The 12774-nt window shown below is 71.8% G+C and carries 4 protein-coding genes and 4 pseudogenes; 5 read left to right on the plus strand and 3 right to left on the minus strand.

Translation table 11 applies throughout. The features are described from left to right. Positions 1–2439: pseudogene (locus tag UK82_RS43170) on the minus strand (FtsK/SpoIIIE domain-containing protein); the annotation flags it as partial. Between the two features lie 43 nt (positions 2440–2482). Beyond that, positions 2483–2746 (minus strand): WXG100 family type VII secretion target, encoded by a 264-nt coding sequence (locus UK82_RS23090; RefSeq protein WP_044885289.1) that lies wholly within the window; start codon positions 2744–2746, stop codon positions 2483–2485. A 1212-nt stretch (positions 2747–3958) separates the two neighbouring features. Between UK82_RS23090 and UK82_RS43175 the strand changes: the two are divergent. Then, a pseudogene (locus UK82_RS43175) lies at positions 3959–5235 on the plus strand (hypothetical protein); the annotation flags it as partial. Between the two features lies 1 nt (position 5236). Beyond that, positions 5237–6415 (plus strand): annotated as a pseudogene (locus UK82_RS43180) (PASTA domain-containing protein); the annotation flags it as partial. A 119-nt stretch (positions 6416–6534) separates the two neighbouring features. Here the strand turns inward: UK82_RS43180 and UK82_RS23105 are convergent. Then, entirely contained in the window at positions 6535–7269 is a 735-nt protein-coding gene (locus UK82_RS23105) for a hypothetical protein (protein ID WP_044885292.1), read from the minus strand. A 465-nt stretch (positions 7270–7734) separates the two neighbouring features. On the opposite strand from UK82_RS23105, the gene UK82_RS23115 reads away from it, so the two are divergent. The 3 genes and pseudogenes from UK82_RS23115 to UK82_RS23125 all read left to right on the plus strand — a co-directional run. Then, positions 7735–10218 carry an excinuclease ABC subunit UvrA gene (locus UK82_RS23115; RefSeq protein WP_044885294.1) on the plus strand — a complete coding sequence of 828 codons (2484 nt, stop codon included), beginning with the start codon at positions 7735–7737 and terminating at the stop codon, positions 10216–10218. A 140-nt stretch (positions 10219–10358) separates the two neighbouring features. Beyond that, positions 10359–12392 (plus strand): serine/threonine protein kinase, encoded by a 2034-nt coding sequence (locus UK82_RS23120; RefSeq protein WP_044885295.1) that lies wholly within the window; start codon positions 10359–10361, stop codon positions 12390–12392. 156 nt (positions 12393–12548) lie between these two features. Further along, positions 12549–12774: pseudogene (locus UK82_RS23125) on the plus strand (IS701 family transposase); the annotation flags it as partial.

The following is a 12774-nucleotide window of genomic DNA, read 5'->3' on the forward strand; positions in this document are numbered from 1 at the left end:
GGGTACCTCCTCGACGAGGGTCGCGAACTCGTCGACGACGATGACCAGCCGCGGCAGCCGCCCGGCCCCCGACACCCACAGCTCGTCCACGTCCTTGGCGCCGGCCGCCGCCAGCAGCCGTTCGCGGCGACGGAGTTCGGCGCTCAGCGACTCCAGCACCCGGCCGGCATGGTGACCGTCCAGGTCGGTCACGAGGCCGACGCAGTGGGGGAGCGCCGCGGCGGTGGCGAAGGCGCTGCCACCCTTGTAGTCCACGAGCAGAAACGTCAGGGCCTCCGGGGAGTTGCCCAGGGCGAGCGAGGCGACCATCGTCTGGAGCAGTTCGGACTTGCCCGATCCGCTGGTGCCCGCGACGAGCGCGTGCGGTCCGTCGCGGCGGAGGTCGGCCGTCAGCGGACCGTCCACACCGACGCCGAGCAGCATCTCGGTCGACTGCTCCCCGCCCCCAGCCCCGCCCCCAGCCTCCTGCCCGGGCCTGGCCCCGGCCGCCCAGCGCGCCAGCGTGGCGGCGGGTGAGGACTCGGTGAGACCGGCGAGTTCGACGTACCGCAGCGACTCGGGCAGTTCGGCGCCCGGCCCCATGCCACCGAGCAGCCGCAGCGGCCGCAGCGCCCGGGCGACGTGCTCGGCCAGCTCCCGCGGCATCCCGTCGGCGACGACACCGTCCACGGTTGCGGTGGTGGGCCGCCTGATCCGCAGCCGACTGCCCGCCGGGCCGTCGGCCGTCACGGTGGCCCGGCACTCGTCGGGCAGACTCGCTTCGTTCGCGTCGAGGCACACGGCGTACACCCCGACGGCGGGCCCGTCGCGGAGGACTTCGGTGAGGCCACGCAGCGCGCGCAGTCGCCGAGCGCCGTCCAGCAGCAGGACGTAACGGCGGCCGGCGGGACGCGGATCGGGCGGGCCGGCGGCCTGCCCGACACGCCGCTCCTCGATGAGCCGGCGCAGCTCGGCGAGCCTCGCCTCGGCCTGGTCCGCATCGACCCCGACCGATCGCCAGGGCGCCTCGGCGGCTGTCGACGACGGCCGTAGATGCGGCAGCCACGTCGTCCACTCCCAGTCCGTCGCGGTGTCCGGTTCGCCGGTCAGCAGCACCAGACCCACGGCGTCCGGATCGTGCAGGACGGTCACCTGGACGACCAGCGCCCGCGCCGCGGCCAGCACCGCGGGCCGGCATCCGGCCAGGCCGACGACGCCGGCGGTCGGTAGATCGATCGTGACCGGCACGAGCCGGCACATCGGCACGTCGACCGCCCCGTCCGGGTCGGCGATCCGGACGTCGAGGGCGCTGGTCGCCAGCCCGCACCGGAGCCGGAGGAAGTCGTCGCTGTCGACGCGCCGTTCCCACAGCCGGCCGGTCGGCGCGACGACGGTCGTCAGGAGCGTCGCCGGGTCGGGGAGCTGCGCTCGCAGGCGGAGCTCCTCGGCCTGGGCGAGCGTCGCGAGCTCGGCCCGCAGGGCGGCGAGCCGGTCGGCGTGGTCCCGTACCTGACGATGGTGGTCGGCACGCCCGGAGCGTCGGTCGCTCCAGACGTTCGCCACCAGCATCACGGGTGACAGCACCATGAAGACGAGGTAGTAGCGGGCGCCCGGCAGCAGCGCGAACAGTGCTCCGGCAACCAGCAACGGCATCGCCACCGACACCAACGGGAACCGGAACGCCCGCGGCTCCACCGGGGCCGCGGGAACGCCGAACGTGGGCTCCGGTCGAAGGTCCGGAATTCGTGGTGGTCGGTTGACCACGTACCCGGGACCGAGCGGGTCGGCGGTGAGGACGTCGCTGACCCGCGCTGATCGACGCAGCTCGAGCACCGTCTCACCGAGCTGGAACACGTCGCCGGCACGCAGCGCCACCCGGTCGTCGAGTCGGTAGCCATGCCAGGACACCCCGTTGCGGGAACCCGCGTCGGACAGTTCGACCCGGTCGGAGTCGATCGTCAGGATCGCGTGGTCCCGGCTCACCTCGGGATCGGACAGCACGATGTCGTTGCCCGGGTCGCGCCCCACCCGCACCTCGCCCGAGAGCGGCAGCGCCGCGGTGGACCCGGCGTGCAGCCCGCCGACCACGGCGAGCTGCCACTGCCCTTGCCCGGTCGGCTGTCCTTGCCCGGTCGGCTGTCCTTGCTCAGTCGACTGTTCTTGCCGGTTCGGCGGCGAAGCGGGAACGGGCCGGCCGAGTGCCACGACCGAGCCCGGGAGCAGCCCCGCGTCGGTGAGCGTCAGCGTGTCATCCAACGGCGCCGTACCCGCGTACAGCGCCTCGCCGGCACCGACGCGGCGGACATCGACGCGGCGGGCCGGTACTTCGTGGGTGGCGCCGCGGAACGTCCGCAGCGCCGACCGGACGTCGCCGACCCGGGTGTCCGGACCGATCGCGACGGAGACGACCTGCCGGTCTCCGCCGCGATCGACGAGTTCGAGGTCGAGGTCGAGGTCCATGGTGGTGGGCGGCTGTGCGCGTGGAGACGTCGCCTGATCGCCTTCAGGCGCCGGCGGCGGTCAGCGCCTCGGCGCGGCGGCGGACCTCCTCGGCGGCGGAGGTGAGCGCCGCGGACAGGCTGCGAAGGGCCGGCCGGTACTCCGATTCCCAGGAGGCGCGGAACCGGTCCGCGGCGCCGCCCTTCCAGTTGGCGTTGTGCACCTGGGTGGTCAGCTCCGACAGGAGCGTGTCGACCGCGCCGCTCTGCCGCTTGAGGCTCACATTCAGGCTGTTGAGATCGCCGATCTCGGCACCGATGACTGCCATCCGACACCTCCGGACTCGTGTTCCACAGACGGTCTGTGGCGCGATGCCGAGGCTAGGGAGAGCGGCGGCCGATGGGAATCGGGAACCCTTCCCATGGTTTCTAGCGCCGCAGCAGGTGCAGATCCTCCTTGGTGACCAGGCGCGTGGCGATGGCGTATTCGGCGAGGTTGGTGAGCGCGTTCCACCCCGTCAGGTTCGGTACGCCGGCGTTGGTCAGCCGGGTCCGGAGGTGCTCGATCCGCTTCACCAGCGTGGTCCGAGGCCAGTCGAGCCGGGCCGCCGCCGCGCCGTAGCTCTTCGGGTACGGGTCATGCCGGGGCGGGTCCTCGAGGTACCCCGCGAACAGCGCGACCATCGCCAGCCTGTCCGCGCTGTTCACCACCACGCCCTCGCCGGCCGATGTCGAGGTCCCGACCACGGCCGCGACCACCACCTGGTCCTTGCGGGGAACGGTCACCTGCAGCGAGTAGGTGCCGGCAGCGCCGTCCAGGACGACCCGCACCGGCGCCTCGACGGCGACTCGACGACCGGGCGGGACCACACTGCGGAAACCGAACTCGTCGACGACCGCGAACAGGCGCCGGCCGCTGTCGTTCGACAGCCACCAGGTGNCGCCCTCGTCGCAGAGAGACCCGGCAACGCGGGAGATCGCCGCGTCACCGATCGCCAGCCGTGCCGTGCAGTCGTGGGAGCGACCGAAGGTGAACCGCTCCCCCGGGACAAGCGGATACGAGTGACCGTCGAGCTCCACCTGACCGGCCATCTGAGGGAACCCCTTCCCGTTCTGCCGCAGCGTGCTGTGTCCGTATCATCGCCGCCAGCCCCGAGAGGAGATCTGTGAGCCCCGGATCGCGCACCGCCACCCCCGCCGCGGCCCGCCGGGTCCCGCGAACCGTCCGCCGGCTGGTGGCGTCGCGCGGAAGCCTGGTCCGTAGCCGCCTCGCCCTGTCGGCGGTGCTGCTCCTGGTCGTGGCCGGCGTCTCGACCGGCACCGGGTACCGGGTGTCGAAGTCGGTGCTCGGGAACGGGAGCGCGTATCTGCCGGCCGGCCACGGCATCGCCCACGCCAACGCGGCCGCCCGGCAACCTGACGCGCAGCTCGAGGGCTCGTTGGCGACCGGGCGGCAGCGGCTCGAAGTCGTACAGGCCGGCCGCCTGCTCTACGCGATCAACAAGGACACCGGGGTGGTGTCGCAGGTCGACACGTCCCGGATGACGGCGACCACCGTCGTCGACCAGGCGTCGGATCGCGGCGAGAGGTCCCTCGTGGCCGGCGGCCTGAACGCCTATGTCGTGTCGAAGACCGGCACCACCGGCTCGGTCGCCCTGCTCGGGCCCGGCCACGGTACGGGCAGACCCATCAGGCTGGAGAAGAAGATCGTCGGCCAGGTGGCGGACTCGGCGGGAACGCTGTGGATCCTGCTCGCGGACGGAAGCCTGGTCCAGGTGCGGGGCACCAGCCTGGTCGGCAGCCCCATCGACGTCGGCGGGGACACCCGGCTCCTGCTGACCCTCCTGCACGACCGGCCGGTGGTCGTACGCGCGGACGCAAACCAGCTCGTCGTCGTGCGGCCCGACAGCACGAAGCACCGCGTCTCGGCCACGCTGCCGACCGGCGTACCGATCCAGGTCTCGGCGCCGAGCGAATCCGCGACGGCGGTATGGCTGATCATCGTCCCGACCCGGCAGCTCATACGGGTCGACGTCGACAGCGAGACCGTCGGTGATCCGGTCGACCTGGGGCCGAGCGCGGACCCCCGGTACGGCGACCCGCTGGAGGTGCACGGCCGGGTCTATGCGCCCGACGACACGAACCACCAGGTCCTGAGGTTCGACGCGGCGTCCCTCACGAAAGCGGACCCGCTCCCGCTGCCAGCGAACGGTTCAGGGAACGTCGAGCTCAAGGTCGACGGCGGCTGGCTGTGGATCAATGATCAGTACGCGAGGGTCGCCACCGCGATCAACCCGGACGGCAGCAGCTTCAACATCGACAAGGGAGACGGCCCTGGACTCGGCGCGGGCGCGGCGGGCCTGCCTGGTCAGGGCGCCCCGTCACTGCCCGGCCCCGCGCTGCCTTCGACTCCACCCACGCCCGACTCCCCACCGGTGCCGCGGACCGTGCCGAACCCGTTCCGCCCGAGCACCCCGCCGACCCGTGCCCCGGAATCCGTCGCCCCGTCGGCAACTGCCCGGCAGACCGCTGCCCCGCCGGCCGCTGCCCCGCCGCCTGCCGCCCCGCCGCCCGCCGCCCCGTCGACCAGCGGACCGTTGGCCGACCGGCCAACGCAGCCGCTCGCCCCGGGACCGCTCGCCTCGGGACCGCTCGCCTCGGGACCGCTCGCCTCGGGGCCGCTCGGCGGGGGGCCGCCCGCGGCACAGTCGCCCGCCGTAGGACCCACCGGGCCGGTGGCGCCGAGCAGCGTCGGGCCGGGTGGACCTGGACCTGGCGGGGTGCCGAGGGTCGCGGTGCCCAACGTCATCGGTCTGAGNCAGACCGAGGCATGCGCCCAGCTGCGCTCGAAGCGTCTTGACTGTCGCCCCGAAGCCGACGGCAAGGGCGGTGGCGCCACCGGGTCCGTCGTCGACACCGACCCACCGGCCAGGACCTCGGTTCAGGAGAGGTACATCGTCGTCGTCCACTACCGGGATCGGATTACGGTGCCGGGCCTCACCGGGAGCACCGTGGCCGCGGCGTGCGGGACCGTGAGCGATCTGGGGCTGACCTGCGTCCAGGCGCCCTCAGGGCTCGCCGCGAGTGCGGCCGGGCTCAACATTGTCACTGCCCAGACGCCAGCGGCCGGTGCGCGGGTCGACACCGGTGGACAGGTCTCCGTCACGTTTCCCAACCAGATCGCGGTGCCCCAGCTCACCGGCCTGGCCGCCGATGACGCCTGCAACCAGGCGAAGGCGGTGGGCTTCGTCAACTGCAGCGGGACCGACATCGGCCCTGCACCGGCCGGCCAGGCCCCGGCGACCGTCGTCAACCAGACGCCGGCGGTCGGCACGGGAGCGGCACCGACCGGCCCGATCACCGTGCAGTACTACGGGACCGCGCAGATCACTGTTCCCGACCTGACGGGGATGAGCCCCGCGGCCGCCCAGGCGGCGCTTACCAGCAAGGGCCTCGTACCCGCCCCTTCGCCGGACGAGGTCACCAACCAGCCGAACGTGGTCCATTCCCAGAGTCCGGCCGCCGCAACGGCGGTGGCGTCCGGTACGCAGGTGCAGTACGTCTACGAGGATGCCGCGCCGGTGCCGCTGTATCTGCACAAGCGGGCGGGGGATCCGTTCTACCTGTTGAGCACGGAGGCAAGCGTGGCGGGTTACAGCAACCAGCGCAGCCTCGGCAACGTCTTCCCCGCCTCGTCGCCGGGCGGCGGGACCACCGCCGTCTACCGTTACCGCTGTGACAATGTCTGCGGATCCGGGACTACCTACTACTTCTCGATGAGCAATGTTGCCAGCTTCAATCCGGGCTGGGTCAACGACGGGGTCGCCTTCTACGCCTATGCGCAGCCGCCGGCGGGTGCCTCGTCGATTGCCGCCATGTTCAGCCCTGGGGACAGTTCCTGGGTCTGGGCTGTCGATCCCTCGTCCGAACACGACATCTACGCCGGCCGGGGGTACACCAGCGGGAACAACTTCACGCTGGGATACGTCTGGCCGTGACGTGCCACCAGCCCTCGGGCGGTGGTTGCCACGCACTGCCGCGGCAACCGCCCGAGGGCCGGCGGGGCGATATTCCGCATTCCGCAACCCAAAAATTCCGCAACCCAAACGCGAAGCGCTCAGGGCAGGGGCAGGAGCGGCAAGCTCGGTGGCAGCGGGAGCCAGGGGGCGGGGCCGTCGGTGTGCGAGGCGCCCGGTGACGGCAGATCCTGCACAAGGTCCTCGGCCCCGTCCAGGACCGAGTCGGCCGCGTCTGTGAACGCGTCGACGGCTCTCCCGAAAAATCCGGGTTTCGGCGGTGGCGGCGGTGGCGGGGGAGGCGGGGGAGGTAGCTCGGGCATTTCGACCGGCGGCTGGCACTGGTCCAGTTGCTCGTTGGCGGTCTGCCTGACCTGGTCCGCGATCTGCCCGTCGAGGATGTCGGTGAGGGCCTCCTCCATCGGCTTCAGCCCCGCCTTCGCGCCGCCCATTGCGGCGGCCGCGGACTCGTGGATCAGGTTCTGCACCGGGTCGTCGAGCGGGCACTCGAAGTTCTCCACGACCTGCCGCAGCTTCACGGCCAGCCCGCTCGGCAGTCCTCCCGGCTTGCCGGCGGCGTCCGCCAGCTCGGCGAGCACGGCTCGGGCGCGCACGTCCCGTCCGAGTCCCTGGACCGCGGTGCCCGCCCGTCCCATGGCCGCGCCGAGCCGGTCCAGGGCGGCGTGCACCTGTCGGGCCACGGCCGGCGGCAGGTCGAAACCGTCGGCCAGGGTGGGTATCGTCGCGCCCATCCGGTGCGAGACCTCGGTGGCGGTGTCCAGGTCGTCGGCGACGCCGCGCATCGATCGTGGCTCGAGCCGGAGGTACTCGCTCATGCCCGTCCCCGGCGGTTCTGGTCCCGGACGGCATCCTCGTAGGCGTCCGAGCGGCGCTGCCACGCCGCCTGGTCGCTCGCGAGTTCGTCGGCCGCACGGCTCAGCAGGGTGGCGAGGTCCCACAGCGCGTCGCGGACGGGCAGGACCACGTCCTGCCACCGGCTGACGGCGTTGTTTATGTAGTTGGCGGACCGACCCGTCCACAGCTCCGACCCCACGACGGCATGCACTCTGCCCGCCGCGTGAACCTTGTCGCCGAGTGCCTNGGCATACGCTTCGCATATCGCNGCAAGAGCATCGCAGTCGCCCGGGGTGCCGGGCGGTTTCGGCCCAGGTGGAACAGTCAACCCAAACGGAAAACCCATGGTGCGACGTTAGGGCTGCTCGATGTGCGGCGTCGACGGTAANCCCTACCCAGCGAATGCCACCCAGGCCGGCACCGCTGCCCGACGGATGGAGACGCGGATGAGCATGGCCCCGGGGACGGGCACGGGCACGTGGACGGGCGCGGAGTCGCCCGCGCTGCACGTTGCCGATCGCCACGAGCTGATCCGCGTGCAGGGTGCGCGGGAGAACAATCTCAAGGACGTCAGCATCGAGATCCCGAAACGCCGGCTGACGGTGTTCACCGGCGTCTCCGGCTCGGGCAAGAGTTCGCTGGTGTTCGGCACGATCGCCGCGGAGTCGCAGCGGATGATCAACGAGACGTACAGCGCCTTCGTGCAGGGTTTCATGCCGACGCTGGCGCGTCCCGAGGTCGACGTGCTCGAGGGGCTGACGACCGCGATCATCGTCGACCAGCGGCGGATGGGCGGCGACGCCCGCTCCACGGTCGGCACCGTCACCGATGCGGGCGTGCTGCTGCGCATCCTGTTCAGCCGGCTCGGGCGGCCGCACATCGGCCCGCCGGGCGCGTACTCCTTCAACGTCCCCTCGGTCCGGGCGAGCGGTGCGATCACGGTCGAACGCGGTGCCGCCAAGGCGGTGAAGAAGACCTTCACCCGCACCGGTGGCATGTGTCCGCGCTGTGAGGGCCGGGGCGCGGTCACCGACTTCGACCTGACGCAGTTGTACGACGACAGCAGGTCGATCAACGAGGGTGCGCTCATCGTCCCCGGCTACAGCGTCGACGGCTGGTACGGGCGCATCTTCGGCGGCTGCGGCTTCTTCGACCCGGACAAGCCGATCCGCCGGTTCACCAAGCGGGAGCTGCACGACCTGCTGTACAAGGAGCCGACCAAGATCAAGGTCGACAACGTCAACCTGACCTACGAGGGCCTGATCCCGAAGATCCAGAAGTCGTTCCTGGCGAAGGACGTCGACGCGCTGCAGCCGCACGTCCGCGCGTTCGTGGAGCGGGCGGTGATCTTCACGACCTGCCCCGACTGCGGCGGCAGCCGGCTCAGCGAAGCCGCTCGATCATCGAAGATCAACGGGATCAGCATCGCCGACGCCTGCGCGATGCAGATCAGCGACCTCGCCGGGTGGGTGCGCGAGCTGGCCGAGCCGTCGGTGGCGCCGCTGCTCGCGGCGCTGCACCACACCCTCGACTCGTTCGTGGAGATCGGGCTTGGCTACCTCGCGCTCGACCGGCCGTCGGGCACGCTGTCGGGTGGCGAGGCGCAGCGTGTCACGATGATCCGCCACCTCGGCTCCTCGCTCACCGACGTCACCTACGTCTTCGACGAGCCCACCATCGGCCTGCACCCGCACGACATCGCGCGGATGAACGACCTGCTGCTGCGGCTGCGGGACAAGGGCAACACGGTGCTCGTCGTGGAGCACAAGCCGGAGACGATCGCGATCGCCGATCACGTCGTCGACCTCGGCCCCGGCGCCGGCACGGCGGGCGGCACCGTCTGCTTCGAGGGAACCGTCGCCGGGCTGCGGGCCAGCGGCACCCTCACCGGCCGCCATCTCGACTACCGGGCCGCCCTCAAGGAGACGGTGCGCACGCCCACCGGGCGGCTCGCGATCCGCGGCGCGACGGCGAACAACCTGCGCGACGTCGATGTCGACATCCCGCTCGGGGTGCTGGTCGTCGTCACCGGCGTCGCCGGCTCCGGCAAGAGCTCGCTCGTGCACGGGTCGCTGCCGGCCCTGTTCGGGTCGGCCGGCGCGGGCGGGGGGGCCGGGTCCACGCGGGGCGGCGACGGCGAGGCGGTCGTCGGGGCGGTCGTCGGTGCGCTGGTGTCGATCGACCAGACCGCGATCCGCGGCTCGCGCCGGAGCAACCCGGCGACGTACACCGGACTGCTCGACCCGATCCGCAAGGCGTTCGCGAAGGCCAACGGAGTGAAGCCGGCGCTGTTCAGCGCCAACTCCGAGGGCGCCTGCCCCACCTGCAACGGCGCCGGCGTCATCTACACCGATCTGGCGATGATGGCCGGCGTCGCCACCACCTGCGAGCAGTGCGAAGGGAAGCGGTTCGAGGCCTCGGTGCTGGACCACCACCTCGGCGGCCGCGACATCAGCGAGGTGCTCGCGATGTCGGTGACCGAGGCCGCGGAGTTCTTCGGCGCCGGCGAGGCGCGCACGCCGGCCGCGCACGCCGCCCTCGGCCGGCTCGCCGACGTCGGGCTCGGCTACCTCGGCCTCGGCCAGCCGCTCACCACGCTGTCCGGCGGCGAGCGGCAGCGGCTCAAGCTGGCCACCCACCTGGCCGCCAAGGGCGGTGTCTACGTCCTCGACGAGCCGACCGCCGGCCTGCACCTCGCCGACGTCGAGCACCTGCTCGGCCTGCTCGATCGGCTCGTCGACGCCGGCCGGTCGGTCATCGTCGTCGAGCACCACCAGGCGGTCATGGCCCACGCCGACTGGATCATCGACCTCGGCCCCGGCGCCGGCCACGACGGCGGCCGGATCGTCTTCGAGGGCACCCCCGCCGACCTCGTCGCCGCCCGCTCCACCCGCACCGGCGAGCACCTCGCGGCCTACGTCGGCGCCTGACCGGCGCCTGTCCGTCTCGGCTGTGAGTGAATTGGCATTTCCGCTGGTTAACGTCCGATCGGACCTGCGTGCGCCATATGACCGGTATGTCTGCGAGAATCGCGCCGCTGGGATGCTGAACGCAGGGAGGGCGGCGGGCGTTGGCGAGAAGGCTGGGAAGTTCCTACACCCTGGACAAGGTGATCGGTCGGGGTGCGATGGGCGAGGTGTGGCGGGGCCGCGACGAGAGCGGCGCGCCGCTCGCCTTCAAACTCCTGCTGCCGGAGCTCATGGTGGACCCGCAGATCGTCGCCCGGTTCATGCGGGAACGCTCGGTGCTCCTCCGGGTCGACTCACCCTTTGTCGTGCGGGTCCGGGATCTCGTCGCCGAGCGCGGGGACCTGGCCATCGTCATGGACTTCATCGAGGGTTCCGACCTGCGTCGTGAACTGATACGGCGCCGAACGGTCCCACCCTCGGAAGCCGTGGCGACGATTGTCGACATTCTGACAGGGCTCGATGCCGCACACGCGCTCGGCATCATTCATCGTGATCTCAAACCCGAGAACGTGCTGCTCGACCGGCATGACGGCGGGTATCGCCCGAAGATCTCGGACTTCGGGATCGCCAGGCTGACGGACGCGTCGACGCGGCTGACCATCGGGCAGGGCCTGCTCGGTACTCCGCTCTACATGGCACCCGAGATGATCGAGGAAGGCGTCGCCGGTCCGCCCGCGGACATCTATGCCGCGGGGCTCATGCTCTACGAGCTGCTGTGCGGGGTCACGCCGTTCACCGGGCGAGCGCCGCTGGCGATCCTGCGGGCGCACGTCGACCTCCTGCCCGGCCGCCCGCCGAACCTCAGCGACGAACTGTGGTCCGTCCTCGCCGCCATGCTCGCCAAGGACCCGGCGGCGCGGACCGGGGCCGATCAGTTACAGGCTCTCCTGCCGGACCTGCACGGGTTGCCCGCGAGCCCGCCACTGGCCACCCCGCCGCTGGCCACGCTGACGCCGGGTAGCCTGCCGCCGGCCACTCTGCCGCCTGGCACCGAGTCGCCTGGCACCGAGTCGCCTGGCACCGAGTCGCCTGGCACCGAGTCGCCTGCCGCCGAGTCGCCTGCCGCCGAGTCGCCCGCCACCTCGTCGCCTGACATCACGCCGCCCCCGTCGGTCGGCAACGGTGTGCCGGACGAGCAGGTGCCAGTGCCGCCGTCGGCATCCGCATCGCCCCCGCCGGGCGACGCCGATGCGAGCGGCTCCGGCCCCGACCGACCTGGGGATGCCACCGCCGGGCCGAGCGGGCGGCACCGACGTCGCCTCTTCGTCGTCGCCCTCGGCATCGTCGTGCTGATCGCGGCCACGGCTGCGGCCGTCGTGTCGACCACCGGCTCGTCGTCCGACCCGTCCAAGCGGCTCCTGACCCAGGCACGGGCCAGGGACCAGCAGGCGATGGCGGGGCAGCCCGCCGCCGCGGCCAGCCCGAGTCCCGGTGCCTCCGCTCGCGCCGACGGCGCCGGGCCACCGGCACCGACATCGATGCCGGCATCCGCGTCGACACCGGTACCGGCCTCCGGACTGGCACCGGCCTCCGGACTGGCACCGGGGTCCGCACCGGTACCGGCGTCCGGACTGGCGCCGGCGTCCGGGCTGGCGCCGGCGTCCGGGCTGGCGCCGGGGTCCGCGGCGGCACCGGCACAGGCGGCCGCCAGGCCCGCGGCGAACCCGACGGCCCTGCCCCCGCCGCGCGCGGCCGGTCCCGTCGCCGCGGCGCCGCCCGCGGCCGCCGCCGCCGCGCCCGCGCAGGGCGGCCTCGGCAGGACCTACGCCGACGTCGCGACCCATAGCTGCCTCGACAGCAATGAGCAGGGGCAGGTCTACACGATGGGCTGCAATCAGGGTAATTACCAGCATTGGGTGTACGCGGCCGGGAATGGTGGGGTGCGGCTGAGGAATTTCCAGACCAATAACTGCGTGGGCAGCAGGGTGAATCCCGCGCCGGACGGAACCAGATACCAGGGCACGGTGTACGCCGCCGGCTGCGACGGCGGGGCCGCGCAGCTCTGGACCATGTCCAGCGACAGTGCTGGAGTGACCTTCCGAAACGCCGCCACCGGTGAATGCCTGGACAGCAACGCCGATGGGCGCGTCTACACCCAGGGTTGCAACAATGGCGACTACCAGCGCTGGGGCTAGTACTACAGCGACAGTGGTCGGTGTGTGATCTCTTGCTTCGAGTGCGGCGTGGTGTGGACGGAAGAGCGGCCACCGTGTGTTTCTCCATGTTTTNTGAGAACAAAGNGAGAGACCGCGGTGGCCGCGGCTCAGAGTGTATCCGAGGTGGATGTAGCGATGTGGGAGGCGGGGCTGGAGGAGCTGTTCGGCCGGGTGGAAGGCTGTTTCCGGTCTGATCAGCCCCGGGCGCAGGCGCGGGCGTATGTGGCGGGGTTGTTGTCTCGGACCGAGCGGAAGAACGGGTGGACGCTGGCGGAGTTCAGCCGTGAGTCCGGGCCGCAGAAGATGCAGCGGTTGTTGAACGAGTACGCGTGGGACGCCGACGGGGTACGCGACGTGGTTG

Origin of the sequence: Frankia sp. ACN1ag (assembly GCF_001414035.1) — a bacterium.
GTDB lineage: Bacteria > Actinomycetota > Actinomycetes > Frankiales > Frankiaceae > Frankia > Frankia torreyi.